Source organism: Gracilibacillus sp. JCM 18966, from assembly GCF_055392695.1.
This window is the reverse complement of record NZ_AP043883.1, coordinates 3,196,665-3,214,922: the sequence shown is the minus strand read 5'-3', so window position 1 is coordinate 3,214,922 and position 18,258 is coordinate 3,196,665. Positions and strand designations below refer to the sequence as shown.

Below are 18,258 nucleotides of genomic sequence, written 5' to 3'. Positions count from 1 at the left end.
CTCTTATCAAGTGAGATGATAAGAGTTTTAACATTCCTCATTAACCACTAGTTAGTGGTGGTTCTTGATGTATGATTTCTAGAATATTATTGCGATTATCCATAATCGCTACTTTTGGTTGAAAATCCTTCAGCTCCTCTTCTGTTACGAGAGCGTAGGAAACAATTATAATGATATCATCAGGTTGAACAAGTCTTGCTGCAGCACCATTTAAACAAATCGTTCTACTCCCTCGTTCTCCGGGAATAACATATGTTTCTAATCGTGCGCCGTTATTATTATTAACGATTTGGACTTTCTCATGTGGTAAAATACCAACTTCATCCATAATATTTTCATCAATCGTAATACTTCCTACATAATTTAAGTTTGCTTCAGTTACTCTAGCCCGATGAATTTTGGCTTTCATCATCGTACGTAGCATATGTTTTCCCCCTAAACATACGGTTCATTAACTCTCTACTTGTATAACTATATTATCAATTAACCTTGCTTTTCCAAAAAAAACAGCTAAAGCAATAATAATTTGTCCACCAATCGTTTGGATAGGCTTCAATTCTGGATAGGATAATATTTCCACATAATCCAGCTTTCCATCCGTATGTAAACTTAAATATTTTTTTACTTCCTCTATTATGATAACAGGATTAATTTCTCCGTCAATGATTAATTGCTCTGCTAATTTTAAACTTCTATACAGATGTGGAGCTTGCTTACGTTCTTGATTAGATAAGTATATATTACGACTACTTCTAGCAAGTCCATCATTTTCTCTAACGGTTGGTACTGGTCGTATTTGAATAGGAAAATTTAAATCTTCAACAAGTCCTTGAATCACCGCTACCTGCTGGGCATCCTTCATCCCGAAATAAGCAAAATCTGCTTTAGTGATATGAAACAATTTCGATAGAACGGTCACCACTCCATCAAAATGGCCAGGTCGTCGTTTACCACATAAAACATTCGTTCTGTTTTGGACTGTCATGGAAACGGTCGGTTCACTTGGGTAGATTTCCTGCACATCTGGAAGAAACAAATAATCAACTTGATGTTTTTTTAATATATCTATATCACGTTTTTCGTCACGCGGGTATTGATCAAAATCCTCATTTGGTCCAAATTGAAGTGGATTTACAAAAATACTGACAATCGTGACTTCGTTCTCTCGGATAGACGTTTCCATTAAAGTGGTATGCCCTTCATGTAAATAACCCATTGTCGGTACAAAACCAATCTGTAGATGAGCATTTTTGAGTTCGTGTGAAAGGGTAATCATGTCGTTTACTTTTCTGATAATCTTCATGGTTACTCCTCCAATTGTAATTCCTTAGCAAGTGATTCTTCCATTAAGAATGTATGAGATTCAGTTGGAAATTGTTGCGTTCTAACTTCATTGTTATATGTCTTTAACGCCTCTTTTATAAGATCGCCAGTTTGTGCATATTTTTCTACAAAAGAGGGTGTATACGAAACACCATATTGTAATAGGTCATGAAATACAAGAACCTGACCGTCGCAATCCTTTCCAGCACCAATTCCGATCGTCGGGATAGAAAGTGATTTTGTAATATGTTTTGCTAATCGATCCGGTACACACTCGAGAACAATACTAATCGCACCATTTTGTTCTAACTTTTTAGCATCATCGATTAATTTTAGGGCAGTTGCCTTATCCTTACCTTGCACCCGATAGCCTCCTAAGACATGAACTGATTGAGGTGTTAAACCTAAATGTCCAATGACAGGTACCCCTGCATCCGTAAGCTTTTTAACCAATTGTAAAACATCTGGGGATGCACCCTCGAGCTTCAATGCTTGAGCATTAGTTTTTTGCATTAATCTCTGTGCATTTACCATAGCCTGTTCCATTGAAATGTGATAGGACATGAAGGGCATATCCACTACGACAAATGTATTTGGTGCACCTCGTGTTACAGCTTTTGCATGATGAATCATGTCTTCCATTGTTACTTCCACGGTGGATGAATATCCTAAAACTACCATTCCTAACGAATCTCCTACTAAAATCATATCCATTTCAGCTTCTTCTACTATTTTAGCTGATGGAAAATCATATGCTGTTACCATCGTTATTTTTTCATTATTTTTTTTCATTTCTTTTAATTGAATGGTTGATTTCATAAAAAATTCCCCTCTTACCAATGAATTTCTGCACTATAGATCGTTTCTAGTTGTTGATTTTCCTTTTTGACAATTAAAGCACCTTCATCATTAATACCTTGAATGGTAGCGGAATAATGCGACTTTGGAGTTTTAACTTCCACTTTTTCATTTAATTTATATGCATAGTTCATCCATTTTTGTTTTGTATGATGGAATCCATTTTCAAGATAGTGATGATAATGATCTTCAAAATTCTCTAGGATAATTTGGATTAACTCCTTGCGATTCCATTCCTTTCCTGTTTCAATCGAAAGGGAAGTCGATTTATTCTTTAAGTCTTGTGGAAAAGTAGCCAATGTTTGATTGACATTAATCCCAAAACCAATAATTAAGTAGTCTATTTGATCAAGCTCTGCCTGCATTTCTGTTAAAATGCCGCATATTTTTTTTCCGTTTAAGTAGAGGTCATTTGGCCATTTAATCTGGATATCTGCATTCGTTATAAGTCTTAATGATTCCACAATACTTACTGCTGTAAATAACGTCATCTGGGAAGCATGATGTGGAGGGGTGTCAGGTCGTAAGAGGATGCTTATCCAGATACCCTCTGGGTGGTTAGATTCCCAGCTTCTGTTCATCCTTCCCCTACCCTTTTTTTGTTTATTAGTGATGACAACTGTGCCATGTTCCGCATTTTTTCTCGCCAGCCGATGAGCGTAATCCTGTGTAGAATCCATTTCTTCTTGAAAATAAACTTTTTGTCCTACCCAGTTTGTTTGTAAATCCCATTTAATCGAGCTTTCGCTGAGATCAGAAGAACGATGAATTAACTTATAACCTTTTCGGGGGGCAGATTCGAACTGATACCCATCTTTTTTTAATTCATTAATATGCTTCCAGACAGCTGTTCTTGATATACCTAATTTGTCTGACAATGTTTGGCCAGAAATATAGTCTTCTTCATGCTTCGCTAATAGCTGTATCAATTGATTGCGTTTAGAATCTTTCATTTAATATCCACTCACTTATTTTTTTTGAATCATTTTCAATTTCCCCGTTGACTACTGCTTGTTCCACACGTTCTAGATTTTTTTGTATCCAGGGACCTTTCGATCTTTCAGGAAAACATTTCATCACATCTTTCCCATTAATATCAAGCTGAGCACGAGAGTTTATAGGTAGGTTCCTCTTTATATCAATTATTTTTTCCATAGTAATCGGTTGTTTTGTAAAGCTTGTATAAACGGCTACAAAGGAAGAGATAAGACGTTCCGGTAAAAGATACACAGCCCATTTCCATTGATTTTCGTCATATAAAATATCAAAAACTTTTACGAGTAGATTAGCATCCTTCTTTTGTTGATTAGATAGTTTCCACTTGCGTGACCATGCTGAAATGGGGGTATTTCGTTTTAGTAAATGTGCCCATGCGATAAATGCGGTCATACTAGGGAAAGGCACTTTTAATTTCTTTAACTGATTTTGAACCTCTACCTGTTCTGATAAAAGAGGTAAATGTGAATGAATGCCAGTTTCCAATAATAGCTGCAGGCCTTTTCTCATATAAGAGCCTGTAAGAAGCTTCTCCCATTCTACTGCTATTCTTTCTACTGCGATATGTTCTAATAATAGTGCATTTTTTTGAATAGCTTTTAAGGTTATCGGGTCGACAGCAAAACCAAGCTGGCTACTAAATCGGACAGCTCGCATCATCCTTAACGGATCCTCTTGTAATCGATGATTAGGATTACCTACCATTCGAATGATTTGAGCCTTAATATCACTTTCTCCTCCGAATGGATCAATGACCTTGAAATTGCGATCCATTGCTAATGCGTTCATCGTAAAATCTCTTCTTGACAGATCTTCTTCTATATCCGAGACAAAAGTCACACTATCTGGATGTCTGTGGTCTTGATAACCACTTTCTTTTCGAAAGGTTGTGATCTCAAAAGATAACTGCTGGGACCGAACGAGCACAGTCCCATGTTTAATGCCTGTAGGAATTACTTTATCAAATATTTTCATTATATCTGCAGGCAAAGCATCTGTCGCAATATCGATATCTGATATAGGACGGTTAAGCAGATAATCGCGTACAGCACCACCTACTATAAATGCTTGAAATCGATTAGATTCTATCTGTTCAATGATTTTAAAAGCATGGGAAAATAACCATTTACTCATGTCCGACTCCTAAAACTTTTTGATAAAGTCTTTCATATTGGTTTCTAATTTGGTCTGAAGAAAAGTTAGTTTTCACATGATTAATTGCATTTCTAGAAAATTGTAGATACTTCTCTTTATCTTCTAATAAAGTAAGGATTCGATCAGCGAATGCTTGCACATCTCCTAGCTCTTCGATATAACCATTTTCTTTATGTTGGATCACTTCTGGAATTCCACCTATATTTGTTCCAATACATGGAACACCACAAGCCATTGCTTCTAATAATACTAAACCAAAGCTTTCTTTTTCTGATAATAATAGATTGATATCAGAAATAGACAATAATTCTGGAATGTTTTTTTGCTTTCCAAGGAAATGAACAGACTCACTAAGCCCTAGCGTTTTTACTAATTCAACAATTTGGCAGTATTCTGGGCCATCTCCAATCAGGAGAAGCCGGGCAGGAATCTGTTCATTTACTTTCGCAAAAGTTCGAACAACGTCTTCTACTCGCTTCACTTTACGAAAATTAGAAATATGAATAAGTACCTTTTCCGAATCTTGAATTCCGTATTTTTCCTTCAGATTGGTGTTTTGAAGCTTATAATATTCTTTCTCATTAACAAAGTTATATATGACCTCGATCTCTTTATTTGTTTCTAGCATGTCTTTGGTTTGCTGTACCAGGCTATGAGAAACCGCTGTAACCGCATCAGATTGTTCCATTCCGAATTTAATGATTTTCTTTAAGCTTAAATCAATTCCTAAAACTGTAATATCTGTACCATGTAATGTTGTGACAATTTTTGTTGGGTGTTTCGCCATTTGCTTTGCCAAAATAGCACAAATAGCATGGGGCATTGCATAATGTGCATGAATAATATCCAGCTTCTCATTATCGATAACCTCTGCTATTTTGGTTGCAAGTGCTAAATCATACGGCGGATACTGAAATACTGGATAATGACTCATTTCAACCTCATGAAAATAGATATTAGGATAAAATGAATCTAGTCTAAAGGGTACACTAGAGGTGATAAAATGAATTTCATGCCCTTTTTCAGCAAGCATTTTCCCAAGTTCTGTTGCGATAATACCAGAACCGCCTACAGAAGGATAACATGTAATTCCTATTTTCATATACAAAACCTACCTATCTTCCAATTGTGGTTATTTTAAATTTCTCCAATTGAAGAATCCAGCGTCGAGCGCACGAATTAACACCTCTGCACCACCCAAATTCGTAACTAGAGGGATTTGGTAAACATCACACAACCTTATTAGTGCAGTAATATCTGGTTCATGGGGTTGTGCTGTTAAAGGGTCTCGAAAGAATATCACTAAATCCATTTCATTGTTTGCGATTTTGGCACCGATTTGTTGATCCCCACCAAGTGGCCCTGATTGGAATCGATGAATCGTTAAACCTGTCGCTTCATTAATTTTTTTTCCCGTCGTCCCTGTTGCAAATAAGGTATGTTTTTCTAAAATGCTCGTATAGGCAATGGCAAAGGTTACCATATCCTCTTTCTTCTTATCGTGAGCTATTAATGCTATGTTCATCCTCATCACCTATTCTAATATATTTTCTAACCCATAAACGAGTAGATCTAGCTTTATTACTTGATCAATAGCAAGTTTAACTCCTGTCATAAAGGATTCTCGATGAAACGAGTCATGCTTAATCGTTAAATTTTCCCCTTTTGAACCAAAAACCACTTCTTGATGTGCGACAAGTCCTGGCAGCCTCATGCTGTGAATTCTCATACCATCTACATCGGCTCCACGTGCCCCTGCAATCGTTTCTTTTTCATCTGGATGTCCTTGCTGTTTGGATTCTCTTACTTCTTTAATTAAAGCAGCCGTTTTAACAGCTGTACCAGATGGAGCGTCTAATTTACGATCATGATGCTTTTCAATGATTTCTACATCTGGAAAGTATTTTGCTGCCCATTTAGAAAATTGCATCATTAATACTGCGCCAAGTGCAAAATTCGGTGCAATGATGACACCAATTTCTTTTTCCTCTGCTAAGTCTGTTAATTCCTTCAATTCTTCCTCTGTAAAGCCTGTTGTTCCGACCACTGGCCGAACTCCGTTTAAAATAGCTGTCTTCGTATGTATGTAACCAAATTCAGGAGTTGTTAGGTCTACCAATACATCTGCTTGAACGGTTGATAAGCATTCTTCTATATTCGTATAGATAACAGCATCTAAGTTTGGCAGTTCTTCAAATTCTTGTATGTTTTTTCCTTCATACTTATGGTCAAGGCAAGCAACTAGTTCTAAATCTGATTGTTTTTCGATCATACGAAGTGCTTCTGCACCCATTTTTCCTCTAGGTCCTGCCACAATAACTTTAATTTTATCCAATGTTTATTCCTCCAGTTCTTTCTTGGTCCATCGATTCTTGTCTCTTGTTTCTATTTTTGTCATGGCTTGATCAAAAGCTGTGCCAAGATTTATATTTTGTGAATTAGCGAAGCTTATCATGACGAAAAAAAGATCACCGAGCTCTGCTTCGATCGTATTTTCTTCTTCTGTAGATTTTTTTGGCTTTTCTCCATATACATGGTTAACCTCTCGCGCAAGTTCACCGATCTCTTCAGTGAATCTTGCTAACATACTCATTGGTGAGAAATAACCTTCTTCAAATTGAGAGATAAAAGCATCGACTCGTTTCTGCATATCCTGGACACTATCTTTATTATACATTCTAATACCTCCTTAAATAAAGTATAACATTCCTTCCTAATCAATGAAGATTTATCGACAGCTTGATTTATTACGAACGGAAATACTTTTTCTCCATATCAAAAAAGCAGATGCTATATACATCTGCCTTAGGAAATACTATTCTTCACTTAATAGGAATATGGATGCAAAGCGGATGAGCTCTGCTACTGCAACTAATGCTGCAGCGACATAGGTTAATGCTGCGGCGTTTAGTACCTTTTTTGTTTGTCTCTCTTCATTGTTGCGAATGATACCTGATGAAACTAATTGTGCCATTGCACGGTTCGATGCATCAAATTCCACAGGCAATGTTACTAATTGGAATAATACAGCAAACGCCATAAAAATAACTCCAATTAAAACTAAGTTCATTTGCCCAAGAAGGAAACCTGCTATGATAAAGATAAACGACATTTTATCTCCAAAGCCCGCAATTGGAACAAGACTGTGACGGAAACGTAAAAATGCATAGGATTCTGCATCTTGAATGGCATGTCCTACCTCATGTGCCGCAATAGCTGCAGCTGCTGCAGAATAGCCATGATAGTTATCACTGGACAAGCGAACTACCTTTTTCCTTGGATCATAATGATCGGAGAGTGTTCCTCTTGTCTCTTCAATTGAAACATGATACAGGCCATTATCATCCAGTATTTTTCTAGCCACTTGTGCACCTGTTACCATATTCGAATTCATTACCTTAGAATATTTCTTATACGTACTTTTCACCTTTGATTGGGCAATTAAAGGTACGGCAATGAGTATTACCAGATAAATCAAATACCCCATTTGTCATTCCTCCAAGCATTCTATATAGGTCAATTTTAGTCAAAAAATGAACATCTGTCAATTTGTACGCTTATTTTAAATAGTGTGTTTTTTATGTGGGTGCTTTCACATGGTGAAGCTATGAATTATTTTCCTTCTGCTTTATACCTTACCCAACCGACATAGGATAATGACAAGAAAATAAATCCACCTACTACTAACATCAACCAAAGTAGATAATTTTCTTGTTGTTGTTTTTGTAAGCTTTCTAAATCAATTAGCAACATTTGCTGAAATACTGATTCTAATGTGGAATCTTGCTTCCAAGTGCTGTTTTGATATAATTCATCAAAATCAGCTTCTAGCTCCTTGTATTCCCCTTTCGGAAGATACATCTTAAGTACTGGAGAGATTACCTCCCATTGATACATAACCGCCTTCACTTGGCTCTCTGTTACCTCATTAGAATGAAGTATTTCTTGGATGGAGATTTCTAATTCTTCCTTCCATTTGTGCCAAAGAGGTGCTTTTTTATTCACGATCGCATCATATACAACGACTAATGTCTGAGCTTGTTTCATTTTTTCATAATCGGACACAGAGCTATTCGGAAGGTTTTGCATATTTAATTCCACCATATTTTCAAAGCTTTGACGGAAAGATGGAGCATTCTCCTGCACTTTATTCATTAAGTCTAACTTTTGTTGTTCAAGCTTTTTCCATGCTAAATCATAACGTTTTTCTTGTACCAGTCTTTCAAAATGGACTAATTGTTGTTTTTCAGGTTGTGCATTCACAAGTGATGTTATAAAAGTAGCAGTAATAAAGATAAGAATAAATACGCAAAATAAATATTTTCTGTCCACTCAAACCCCTTCTTCCATACATTCCTTATACTTAATGTATGAAGTGTCCAAGTTAGATATGTCAGTTACTCTATACTGTTTGGAATAATTAAAGGGATTTAGAATGAACTTTTTTCTCTTTCGAATAAATCGTCTTAAAATAGGCGAATAGGATACAAGCGATACTTAACCAGAAAGTAAAATAACCTATATGATCAGCGTATTCAGACAAGCTTCCATATGTAGGCATCATTCCATAAACGTAATCAATGATCTCATTATGTAACAAAAAAATGGACGCTATCGTTAAGTGACGTAATGAAAAAGTATATAATGGAGAGTAAATATAAGCTTGTAAAGCCATAGCTCCATGTGAGACCATCAACATATATCCAGTCCACGGTAATTGCCCATCCACCACTAAGGTAAACAGATTCATTACTACCGCCCATATCCCATATTTTAAAAGTGACACAAAGGCTAAGGCCTCAATCGTTCGTACAGTTTTCCCATTAAGATAAAACAATAAAAATAAGGTGAAAAATAAACTGGCAGTAGGACTATCTGGAACAAACGGGATAAAGATGGCAGGAGTTTCAGCAATTTGGGATTTATACCAGTAGTACCCATAAATAGTTCCGAGTAAATTGATGGTGAACAAGGCTATTAGAGAATAGCGATTAAAAAATAAGTATTTTAACAAAAGGATACCCCCTCATAAAACAAATAATTAGATTTGTTACGCATAGATATATGTGATAGCTATGGTGAGAATTCCAGTCTGTGATTCCAATCTCTATTCACAAAATTTTAATCACTTCAATAACAGAAAGGAAAAACCCTCGCCTACAAACAGACGAGGGTTAAGACTACTCTTGTTCTTCGTTTACAGATACGATAAATTCTGCTAATTGTTGTAATTCTTCATCAGAGCCCTGGAATTGGTTTGCTGGCATGCTACCAATACCATTCACTGCAATATCCTTGATCTCATCAACACTATAATCGATTCCAATAAGGGTTGGTGCAGCCGCTCCACCTTCTAATTCCCCTCCATGACACTGCATACAGCTTTTTTCAAAAACTGCATAGCCAGGGTCTGAAGTGTCAATTTCCACTTCACTAGGTAGTTCCGGTTTATTATTTTCAGCTTTTGCCTCCCAATCAACATGAGCAGCAGCTTCGTAAGTTAACCAAAATACAGCAACAAAACCTAAAATCATTAGTGATGTAGTAATTGGTCGTTTATGTGGTCGTCTCTCTTTTCCTTTATCTAAGAAAGGAGCTAAAAATAAACCACCAAATGCAAGACCAGGTATGATAAGTGCTCCTAATACAAAATATGGTCCACTTGCAAACTCATATTTTAGTAATTGATATAGAAATAAGAAATACCAGTCTGGCAGTGGTATGTAAGAAGCATCTGTTGGATCAGCAATCTTCTCCAGTGGTGCAGGATGGGCAACGGTTAAACATAAAAAGCCAACAAGAAATACCGCACCTACTAACCATTCTTTCAATAGAAAGTTAGGCCAAAATGCTTCTGTTCTACCAGGATATTCAGAATAATCTTTTGGAATAAATTTTTGCTTTTCAGCAGGAATTCGAGAATCCCCGACAAACTTCATTCCCTTTCCTCTCTTCACTGAAATCCCTCCTTTACAACGTTAATTTTATAGCGGACCAGAAATCCCTTGTTTACGAATCATAATGAAGTGAACAGCCATTAAAACAAACAATGCGGCAGGTAAGAAAAAGACATGGATCGCAAAGAATCTGGCTAATGTCTGTGCACCTACGATAGAAGGATCTCCATTTAACAATGTTTTAGCAAATTCACCGATCAGTGGAACTTGTTCTGCAATTTGTAAAGTTACTACTGTAGCAAAATATGCTTTGTTATCCCACGGCAATAGGTATCCGGTTAATCCAAGTGCAAGCATAACAAAGAAAATAAGCACACCTACCATCCAGTTAAGCTCACGTGGTTTTTTGTAAGCACCTTGGAAAAATACACGTAAAGTATGTAAAAATAGCATGACTATAACAACACTGGCACCCCAATGATGCATCCCTCTTACAATCTGTCCATGAGCTACCTCTGTTTGTAGATAATAAACAGAACGCCAAGCATTTTCAATATCAGGAACATAGTACATCGTTAAAAACATACCTGATAGAATTTGGATAACCGTTACAAAAAAAGTTAATCCACCAAAGCAATAAACAAAAGCAGAAAAATGGTGTGCAGGGTTGACATGCTCTGGCACTTCATGATCTGCAATATCACGCCAAAGTGGTGTAATATCTACACGCTCATCAATCCAATCATAAACCTTTTGTAGCATTCATTAAACCTCCTGTCTTGGTACGGGTTGTCCAAGAAATAAAGTGCCATCTCTCACTTCAAATTCATATAAATCTAAAGGAGCATTTGGTGGTGTATTTGGAACGTTTTCTCCACTTTTATAATAACGCCCACCATGACAAGGACAATAAAATTCGTCTGGTTCATTTGTAGCCCAGTTCACCTGACAACCTAAGTGCTTACATACAGGTGATAATGGAATTATTTCATCTTTTTCATTTTTGTAAACCCATGCACTATGGGTTACATCGGACGTATACCAAGCATCAACTTGTTCCACTGTCCAATCAAATCTTTGTGGTTCCTTTGTAATTTCAGAAACTTCAACAACAGCATGCATTTCACTAGCACTTGATGCTTTTAAAACGGGATCAATTGCAAAACGAACCATTGGTGCGAGCATGCTTGCAGCCATAAATCCCCCAACACCTGTTAATGTATAATTTAAAAATTGGCGACGGGACACTTGTTGTTTTTTCTCCGACATCATTTACCCCCCTCTACACATATTCCGACTTCATGGATTATAATCTCTTATTATACTAGGACATTACTATGATAGCGCAAACTTTTAAGATGGTCAATAAAATCTCCTTTTAATTTCATTCTAGTCCCAATACGATTGAATCAATTCACTAATTTGGCTTATTTGTTCCTGTATCCATTTCTTTGTTAACTCTGTTGGCTGTGCTTCAATCGACGTCGCAGGAAGCCAAATTAACTGACCATCAAGATCTTTTTCTTGCTTTCTCCAATTCACATCAAAGGTTAATAAAAAGACATGCTTAAAATCTGCTTGAAAATCATGAATCCATTGATTCATTCTTTTGATTTCCATTTCCATATTTTTATCTTTCTTATATGTATACAATGGACTTAACATCATCCTACCAACATAATTTCTTTCTAATTCAGTTGATAACAATTGTAAGGATTGATATTGATTGGACAGCTTCACAGCTTCTTCTTCCTTCTCGTAAGAAATTGGAGCTAACGGAATACAGACAGTATCTACATATTCCTTTGATTTATAATAGACCTTTAAATCATCCTTGTCCCATTTCATGAAGATTTCCTCCCCCCACTAGATCGCCATATATATTCTTTTAATATACTTCTATTCATATCTATTACCTTATAACCATTCAATTAGTGAAGGAAAAGCTAGTAACGATCTTTTAAAATGCAAGAAAAAAACGAATTCCATCTGCTTTCTCAAAATGAAATTCGATCAATAAGAGAATCTGTGTATAAACAGTTCCTATTCATTAATCATTATACCTATAATCTGACAAATTATCCAGCTTTTTTAAAATTTCTGTATAATTTAAAAACATTTCTTCATTTTTTTGATCTAGTGCTTCATTAATTTTTTGTTCGATTTTGGCTTTTCTAAATTTATATAGAGAATAATCAAGCCACAGATCCATCTCCTTTTTGTCATGACTTGATAAAAAATAGTCATCAGGAATAAAAGGATTATCTTCCAAAACATTCATGTATTGGACACTTTGTTGCGCACCTTTAAAATTTAATTGAATGTAAATTGGTTCGTCATTGTGTAATCGAATATCATGAAAGGACTTATCTGCATCGGTTGTGACAATATGCTTTTTATAAAAGCGGAATGCGATTTCTTTCGAACAATGTGTTGAAATAATCATTGCCCTTGGGCAAAATCTGGCTTCTAAAACAAAATGAACCTGTTCTAGAACTTGTGAGTGGTTTAATAAATAATTTAAAATCCACACACTTTCTCTCTTTTTTAGTTGGTAATGGCCAAGAAACCATTGAATAAATGTTTTTTTATCTTCTACACTTACTGATGTTTCCAATTTGCTATTCCCCTCCGTTTTTATGAGAGAGTATCATTTTGATTCATTAGCCGTTCTATATATTGCTGAATTTCAAAATCAGCAGGTTCCCATTTCATATATTGCTTGAAAATACTAATTGCTTCTGAAATCCTCCCCTCTTCTACTAAGAAATAGCCATAATCTCTTAAGAAATCAGTATCACTGTTCATTTTAGTGTATGCTTTTTGGTAAGTAAATAATGCCTCTTTATATTGTTCTTCTTCATTATATGCTTTGGCTAATTCCCATTGAAAAACACCATCTAAATGATCGATATCTACGATTGTTGTCAGCACGTTGATTAGCTTTTGGTAATTTTCTTCTTTTTTAAATGCCTCTAACAAAAATAATAGTGCCTCTTGATATTCTGGATCAATTTTTAAGGCGTCTTCCATATATTGATAGGACTCTTCTCTATTTCCCAACTTATTCGCTATTTTTCCAGCGATAAACCAAATTTCCTTATTGTATGGATCAATTTCTAATCCCTTTGACACAATATTATATGCTTCTTCTAATAATCCTTCCTCTTCATATGCCTCTGATAAATATGGGTATACTGAAGGATATTCACTATCCAAATCTAATAGCCTCTCCCATGCCTGAATCGCTATCTCAAATCGTTCTGCTTGAAAGGCAAGAAAACCATATCGAAAGAGTTGATCAGGGTCCTCTATTTCTAATGCTTGAAAATGACGTAATGCCTCCTCAAATTGTCCATTTAAGGCAAAAGATTCCGCAAGTCTTGCCTGAAGATTAACGCCACCCATTTCTTCTGTTGTCTTGGAAATTTTTTCATAATATATGATAGCTTTGTGATAAGATCCAATTGAAAATAATAATTCCGCAAGTGCTAAATCAATAATTGGCTCATCTGGCGCCCTTCTCTTTGCTTCTAACAATTTGGATTCAGCTACTTCAAATAGTCCTTGGGTCTGATATAGATCTGCTAATAAAACTAAAGCCTGTAAGAATGACTCACTTTGTTCGTCTATTTCATTTAATAACATTATTGCCTTTTCATCATTATTATCATTAATAAATATTTCGGCCAACATTAATTTTGCCTCATTATTGTAAGGCTCTATCTGAATAACTTCTTCTAATAAGTGAGCTGCTTCCTCCTGCATTCCCAACTCACTATAGATCTCCGCTATATCTAATTTGCCGTCTGTATCTGAATTCTCAGCCTCTTGTTGCAATAGCTTGAATGCTTCATTCATTTCGCCATTATGAATGAGTTCTATTGCTTGGTTTAATGGATTCACATGCTTCAACCTTTCTTTTTTAACAGGCTCTACTTATGTTCATATTAGCGGAAAAAATGTTTGGAAGCAACTAAACGAAATTTTGTGATGGATGAAAAAAACTAAAATTACATAAGAAAAAAGCCAACAACAATGCTTGGCTTTTGGATAGTATCCTAGTAAGAGTACATGATCATACAGAAAGTTTTTGAGGTGGTCCTTATATCCTCTTTCTAATGGGATAACTTGTCTAAATCCTCAAAAAAGCCAGGATAAGAAACAGCTATACATTTATCATCAATGAGTTCAACTTCTTCCTCTATAAGTAAGGAAGCAATAGCTATCATCATACCTATGCGATGATCACCATATGAATTTGTCACTCCACCATGAAGCTTCGTCCCACCGGTTATAATCATCCCGTCTTCAGTTGCTTCAATCTCTGCCCCTAATGCTTTAAGTGTGCTCACAACAGACTCGATTCGATCTGTTTCTTTAAAACGTAATTCCTTTGCGTCCTTAATAACCGTCTTACCTTCCGCTTGGGTAGCAAGTAAGGCAATAATTGGTATTTCATCAATGATTCGTGGGATAATGTCACCTTCGATGACTGCGGCTTTTGGTTTAGATGATTTTACGACAATATCACCTATAGGCTCTCCCCCTACGATTCGATCTTCTTTGACCGTAATATCTACATCCATTAATTGGAGTACATCGATAATTCCTGTTCGTGTTTGATTTAGCCCTACATTTGTGATCTTCACTTCACTACCAGCTGTAACTGCGGCTGCAACTAAGAAAAATGCTGCAGAAGAGATATCTCCAGGCACCTCGATATCACAAGCTGTTAAGGGTTTATTCCCTTCAACCGTTACTTCTGTACCATTAACATTAAGCCTTGCACCAAATGCTTTTAACATATTTTCTGTATGATCACGGGTCTTCGTGTCCTCTGTTACCACTGTTGTTCCATCTGTCAGTAAGCCTGCTAAAAGCACACCTGATTTAACCTGTGCACTTTTCATCGGTGTATGATAATGGATGGGATTTAAATTACCACCACGAATCGAGATGGGCAAAAGTCTACCATTTTCCCTACCGTCAATTTTTGCACCCATCTGTTTTAAAGGGTTTGTAATGCGATCCATTGGTCTTTTAGATAAAGAAGCATCCCCGTATAAGGTGAAGTGATAAGGTAAACCTGCTAAGATTCCCATTAATAATCTTGCTGTTGTTCCAGAATTACCAAGATTTATTGGTTCTGCTGGTTCCTTTAATCCTTTGATTCCTTGTGATTGGATTTGTACGGAATCATTGTTTCTTACTATATCGACGCCCATTGCCTGAAATGCAGCAATGGTAGATAAGCAATCCTCTCCCGCCAAAAAATTAGTAATACGTGTTTCCCCTTTTGCGAGTGATCCAAACATGACGGCACGATGGGAAATAGATTTGTCTCCAGGAACAGAAATATTCCCTTTTAGACTTCTATCTTTAAATGATAAAACTTTTTTAGACAACATCGATCTCTCCTATTCCTCTATCATTGTTTCATAGTTATTTTTACTCAAGATTGCTTGACTTATTTGCTGATCATTCTTATTTTGGAAACTTAATCGTAGAACTCCTGTTATTCCTTCACGAATTTCTAGAATTTCAATATTATTAATACTAATATCATGCTCTGCTAATAAATGGACAACCTTCAAAAGTGCACCTGGCTGATCAAATATATCTACATATAAGTCATAATATGATAAGATTGCACCTTTTTTCTTACTATCTAATCCGTCTCGATAGTCCTTAGCCTGTTCTAGATATGTTTGAATTTGTGTTTTTTCACCAGAATCAATTAAATCCTTGAGCTTCTTCATTTCTTCTATCCAATCTGCTAGAAGACGACTCATCTTATCACGATTCTGAAAAAAGATATCCTTCCACATACTTGGATTACTGGAGGCAATTCTTGTGATATCACGAAATCCTCCTGCTGCTAGCTTCGGAATATATGGATGGATTTTTTGCCACTCTCTTGCCTGATGAACAAGAGAGGAAGCAACTAAGTGTGGAAAATGGGAGATAACACTAGTCATTTCATCATGCTCTTTTGCATCAAGGATCAAAAATTTGGCCTTCGTAGGTGTTAAGAGAGCCTTCAATTTTTCCATATCCTCAGCAGTACTCTTTTTTGTTGGAGTTAACACATAAATCGCATTTTCAAACAAATGAGCTTTTGCTGATTGGATGCCCCTTTTATGAGACCCAGCCATTGGATGGCCACCAATAAAGGTTACCTTATCTGAAGTAATCTTTTCTGCAGTATTCATAATTAAGGATTTTACTGAACCAACATCTGAAACAAGCAACTCTTTCTCTAAAGTCAATTCGTTTAATTGAGGAATTAAGTCAACCGTTTTGGAAACAGGTGTAGCAAAAATACAAATATCTGCTTCTAATACCGCCTTATCGAATTGATAATAGATATCATCGACAATACCATTCATTTTGCTATATTCTAGGGCATGTCGATCTGCATCATAACCGATCAACCTTATTCCCTTTATCTCTTTTATACTTAAAGCAAGCGAGCCTCCGATAAGACCGAGGCCCGCTATTAAAACCGTTTGTTTCACGATTTATTCTCCTTTTTAAACATTTGCTAAAAATTCTTTGATTCGTTGCTGTAATACTTCCATGTTCTCTTTAGAGCCTATAGTGATTCGAACTCCATTTGGATGCCCTAGTGCCTCGCCAGAACGGACAATAAAGCCTTTGGTTAATAAGAATTCAAATAATTGGTCTCCACTAGTTGGTAGTTTGACAAATAAAAAATTTGCCTCTGAATCATAATAATCTAATCCAACTTCATTACAAAACTCCATGAATGCGACTTTATTTTCAATATTTCGTTTATATGTTTCTTCAAGAAAGTCCTCATCTTCTAATGCCATTAAAGCTGATAATTGGGAGATGCTTGTCGTATTAAAGGGACCTCGGGTTATGTTAAGAATCGTCGTAATTTCCTCTGATGCAATACTATAACCTACCCGCAGGTTTGCTAGACCATATGCCTTTGAAAAAGTTCGTAATACAACTAAGTTAGCGTATTTTTGAACCAATGAAGTACTATCTGGTTTTTTTGATCTTTCAATATATTCATAATACGCCTCGTCAAGAACAACGATAATATTGGATGGACAATTATCTAAAAAGTTAATTAGCTCATCCTTTGGAATTAAGGATCCTGTTGGATTATTAGGCGAACACAGCCAGATAACTTTTGTTTGTTGATTGATTGCATCAAGCATTGCTGGAAGATCATGATAACCATTGATTAATGGTACTTCAATAATCTCCGCTCCTTGTATTAAAGCATTATGCTTATACTGAGGAAACGTAGGCGTAGCCATAATGGTATTTGTCCCTTTTTCCAGATAAGAACGACAGATAATATCAACAATCTCATCTGATCCACAACCAAACGTTAACTGCTCCTCGTTAATTTCTAACTTAGATGCCAATCCATCACGTAATTGCTTTGCATATCCGTCTGGATAAATTTCTAAGTGATCTAGCATTTGAGGAATGGCTTTTTTTACTTTTGATGAGTAGCCGAATGGATTTTCGTTCGAAGCTAATTTTACAATTTGGTTTAAGCCATATTCTTTTTTTACATCTTCAATCTGTTTTCCAGGAGTGTATGGAGACATACTTTGAAAAACTTGTTTCGCCTGAATACGCATTTCATCATTTTCGCGATTTCTCATTGTACTAATCCTTTCCTAATAAATCTGGTCTTAATTTAATTGCCTCATTTAGATAGATGTGCTCTACTTCTTCTTGATTCAATGAAGTGTTTACTGTCATCATAACACGAATACACTGTGCAAGACTCCCTGGAACATTTATTTCAGGCATACACATAACTGGTACATACTTCCAACCATCTATTAAACGAAGCGCCTTTGCTGGAAAGGTAGCATTTAAATCAGGAGTTACAGATATAAGTACTGACGCGATGTCCTCTGGTTTAACCTGATTTACTTCTACCATTTTTTCAACCATTTTCTTTGTTTCATTAATTATTTCTTCTGCCTGATTAGCTTGAACAGTAGTGGCCCCTCGTATCCCTCTGATCAAT

Annotated in this window: 22 protein-coding genes; all 22 read right to left on the bottom strand. The window is 36.0% G+C overall.

Annotated elements, in window-relative coordinates; genetic code table 11:
- Positions 1-40: 40 nt before the first annotated feature.
- The 22 genes from panD to aroH all read right to left on the bottom strand — a co-directional run bounded on the left by panD (position 41) and on the right by aroH (position 18,257).
- The gene (gene panD / locus ACZ5N5_RS15605; protein ID WP_054787983.1) at positions 41-424 is read right to left on the bottom strand and encodes an aspartate 1-decarboxylase; all 384 of its coding nucleotides are present in this window, start codon (positions 422-424) and stop codon (positions 41-43) included.
- 27 nt (positions 425-451) lie between these two features.
- Positions 452-1,303, bottom strand: coding sequence for a pantoate--beta-alanine ligase (gene panC / locus ACZ5N5_RS15600; protein ID WP_464372735.1), 852 nt, complete (start codon positions 1,301-1,303; stop codon positions 452-454).
- Between the two features lie 2 nt (positions 1,304-1,305).
- Positions 1,306-2,142, bottom strand: coding sequence for a 3-methyl-2-oxobutanoate hydroxymethyltransferase (panB, locus tag ACZ5N5_RS15595; RefSeq protein ID WP_109984275.1), 837 nt, complete (start codon positions 2,140-2,142; stop codon positions 1,306-1,308).
- A gap of 14 nt (positions 2,143-2,156) precedes the next feature.
- Positions 2,157-3,134 (bottom strand): biotin--[acetyl-CoA-carboxylase] ligase, encoded by a 978-nt coding sequence (locus tag ACZ5N5_RS15590; protein ID WP_464372734.1) that lies wholly within the window; start codon positions 3,132-3,134, stop codon positions 2,157-2,159.
- Positions 3,121-4,311 carry a CCA tRNA nucleotidyltransferase gene (locus tag ACZ5N5_RS15585; RefSeq protein WP_464372733.1) on the bottom strand — a complete coding sequence of 397 codons (1,191 nt, stop codon included), beginning with the start codon at positions 4,309-4,311 and terminating at the stop codon, positions 3,121-3,123. Before ACZ5N5_RS15585 ends, ACZ5N5_RS15590 begins: the two co-directional genes overlap by 14 nt.
- Positions 4,304-5,434, bottom strand: coding sequence for an N-acetyl-alpha-D-glucosaminyl L-malate synthase BshA (gene bshA / locus ACZ5N5_RS15580; protein WP_464372732.1), 1,131 nt, complete (start codon positions 5,432-5,434; stop codon positions 4,304-4,306). Before bshA ends, ACZ5N5_RS15585 begins: the two co-directional genes overlap by 8 nt.
- A 30-nt stretch (positions 5,435-5,464) precedes the next feature.
- A complete protein-coding gene (gene mgsA, locus ACZ5N5_RS15575) occupies positions 5,465-5,857 on the bottom strand; it encodes a methylglyoxal synthase (RefSeq protein ID WP_109984271.1) in 393 nt (130 codons plus the stop codon).
- 9 nt (positions 5,858-5,866) lie between these two features.
- Positions 5,867-6,667: a 4-hydroxy-tetrahydrodipicolinate reductase gene (dapB, locus tag ACZ5N5_RS15570; protein ID WP_054787982.1), complete on the bottom strand. Its 801-nt coding sequence runs from the start codon at positions 6,665-6,667 to the stop codon at positions 5,867-5,869.
- A gap of 3 nt (positions 6,668-6,670) precedes the next feature.
- Entirely contained in the window at positions 6,671-7,009 is a 339-nt protein-coding gene (locus ACZ5N5_RS15565; RefSeq protein WP_109984270.1) for a nucleotide pyrophosphohydrolase, read from the bottom strand.
- Positions 7,010-7,147: 138 nt separating this feature from the next.
- Entirely contained in the window at positions 7,148-7,819 is a 672-nt protein-coding gene (locus tag ACZ5N5_RS15560) for a zinc metallopeptidase (RefSeq protein WP_109984269.1), read from the bottom strand.
- 125 nt (positions 7,820-7,944) lie between these two features.
- Complete coding sequence (locus ACZ5N5_RS15555) at positions 7,945-8,664, bottom strand: sporulation protein YpjB (protein ID WP_464372731.1); 720 nt, start codon at positions 8,662-8,664, stop codon at positions 7,945-7,947.
- Between the two features lie 88 nt (positions 8,665-8,752).
- Positions 8,753-9,346, bottom strand: a complete 594-nt coding sequence (lhaT, locus tag ACZ5N5_RS15550) for a lipoprotein heptaprenylglyceryl N-acetyltransferase LhaT (RefSeq protein ID WP_425454575.1) — start codon at positions 9,344-9,346, stop codon at positions 8,753-8,755.
- Between the two features lie 166 nt (positions 9,347-9,512).
- Positions 9,513-10,289 (bottom strand): menaquinol-cytochrome c reductase cytochrome b/c subunit, encoded by a 777-nt coding sequence (locus ACZ5N5_RS15545; protein ID WP_054859370.1) that lies wholly within the window; start codon positions 10,287-10,289, stop codon positions 9,513-9,515.
- A 27-nt stretch (positions 10,290-10,316) separates the two neighbouring features.
- Positions 10,317-10,991, bottom strand: coding sequence for a menaquinol-cytochrome c reductase cytochrome b subunit (gene qcrB, locus ACZ5N5_RS15540; RefSeq protein ID WP_109984267.1), 675 nt, complete (start codon positions 10,989-10,991; stop codon positions 10,317-10,319).
- 3 nt (positions 10,992-10,994) lie between these two features.
- The gene (locus ACZ5N5_RS15535) at positions 10,995-11,498 is read right to left on the bottom strand and encodes a QcrA and Rieske domain-containing protein (protein WP_054859369.1); all 504 of its coding nucleotides are present in this window, start codon (positions 11,496-11,498) and stop codon (positions 10,995-10,997) included.
- A 120-nt stretch (positions 11,499-11,618) separates the two neighbouring features.
- Positions 11,619-12,077 carry a DUF2487 family protein gene (locus tag ACZ5N5_RS15530; protein WP_054787978.1) on the bottom strand — a complete coding sequence of 153 codons (459 nt, stop codon included), beginning with the start codon at positions 12,075-12,077 and terminating at the stop codon, positions 11,619-11,621.
- A 202-nt stretch (positions 12,078-12,279) separates the two neighbouring features.
- Entirely contained in the window at positions 12,280-12,846 is a 567-nt protein-coding gene (locus tag ACZ5N5_RS15525) for a ReoY family proteolytic degradation factor (RefSeq protein WP_054859368.1), read from the bottom strand.
- Between the two features lie 20 nt (positions 12,847-12,866).
- Positions 12,867-14,135, bottom strand: coding sequence for a tetratricopeptide repeat protein (locus tag ACZ5N5_RS15520; RefSeq protein WP_464372730.1), 1,269 nt, complete (start codon positions 14,133-14,135; stop codon positions 12,867-12,869).
- Positions 14,136-14,347: 212 nt separating this feature from the next.
- Positions 14,348-15,640, bottom strand: a complete 1,293-nt coding sequence (aroA, locus tag ACZ5N5_RS15515; protein WP_464372729.1) for a 3-phosphoshikimate 1-carboxyvinyltransferase — start codon at positions 15,638-15,640, stop codon at positions 14,348-14,350.
- A gap of 9 nt (positions 15,641-15,649) precedes the next feature.
- Complete coding sequence (locus tag ACZ5N5_RS15510) at positions 15,650-16,750, bottom strand: prephenate dehydrogenase (RefSeq protein WP_464372728.1); 1,101 nt, start codon at positions 16,748-16,750, stop codon at positions 15,650-15,652.
- Between the two features lie 15 nt (positions 16,751-16,765).
- Entirely contained in the window at positions 16,766-17,854 is a 1,089-nt protein-coding gene (gene hisC, locus ACZ5N5_RS15505) for a histidinol-phosphate transaminase (protein ID WP_277677981.1), read from the bottom strand.
- Positions 17,855-17,888: 34 nt separating this feature from the next.
- Positions 17,889-18,257 carry a chorismate mutase gene (aroH, locus tag ACZ5N5_RS15500; protein ID WP_464372727.1) on the bottom strand — a complete coding sequence of 123 codons (369 nt, stop codon included), beginning with the start codon at positions 18,255-18,257 and terminating at the stop codon, positions 17,889-17,891.
- Position 18,258: the final 1 nt, after the last annotated feature.

What these genes read in the sequence shown, in the direction of transcription:
- panD (WP_054787983.1), bottom strand. Translation starts at nt 424, where the DNA reads ATGCTACGTACGATGATGAAAGCCAAAATTCATCGGGCTAGAGTAACT.
- panC (WP_464372735.1), bottom strand. Translation starts at nt 1,303, where the DNA reads ATGAAGATTATCAGAAAAGTAAACGACATGATTACCCTTTCACACGAA.
- panB (WP_109984275.1), bottom strand. Translation starts at nt 2,142, where the DNA reads ATGAAATCAACCATTCAATTAAAAGAAATGAAAAAAAATAATGAAAAA.
- ACZ5N5_RS15590 (WP_464372734.1), bottom strand. Translation starts at nt 3,134, where the DNA reads ATGAAAGATTCTAAACGCAATCAATTGATACAGCTATTAGCGAAGCAT.
- ACZ5N5_RS15585 (WP_464372733.1), bottom strand. Translation starts at nt 4,311, where the DNA reads ATGAGTAAATGGTTATTTTCCCATGCTTTTAAAATCATTGAACAGATA.
- bshA (WP_464372732.1), bottom strand. Translation starts at nt 5,434, where the DNA reads ATGAAAATAGGAATTACATGTTATCCTTCTGTAGGCGGTTCTGGTATT.
- mgsA (WP_109984271.1), bottom strand. Translation starts at nt 5,857, where the DNA reads ATGAACATAGCATTAATAGCTCACGATAAGAAGAAAGAGGATATGGTA.
- ACZ5N5_RS15565 (WP_109984270.1), bottom strand. Translation starts at nt 7,009, where the DNA reads ATGTATAATAAAGATAGTGTCCAGGATATGCAGAAACGAGTCGATGCT.
- ACZ5N5_RS15560 (WP_109984269.1), bottom strand. Translation starts at nt 7,819, where the DNA reads ATGGGGTATTTGATTTATCTGGTAATACTCATTGCCGTACCTTTAATT.
- qcrB (WP_109984267.1), bottom strand. Translation starts at nt 10,991, where the DNA reads ATGCTACAAAAGGTTTATGATTGGATTGATGAGCGTGTAGATATTACA.
- ACZ5N5_RS15535 (WP_054859369.1), bottom strand. Translation starts at nt 11,498, where the DNA reads ATGTCGGAGAAAAAACAACAAGTGTCCCGTCGCCAATTTTTAAATTAT.
- ACZ5N5_RS15530 (WP_054787978.1), bottom strand. Translation starts at nt 12,077, where the DNA reads ATGAAATGGGACAAGGATGATTTAAAGGTCTATTATAAATCAAAGGAA.
- aroA (WP_464372729.1), bottom strand. Translation starts at nt 15,640, where the DNA reads ATGTTGTCTAAAAAAGTTTTATCATTTAAAGATAGAAGTCTAAAAGGG.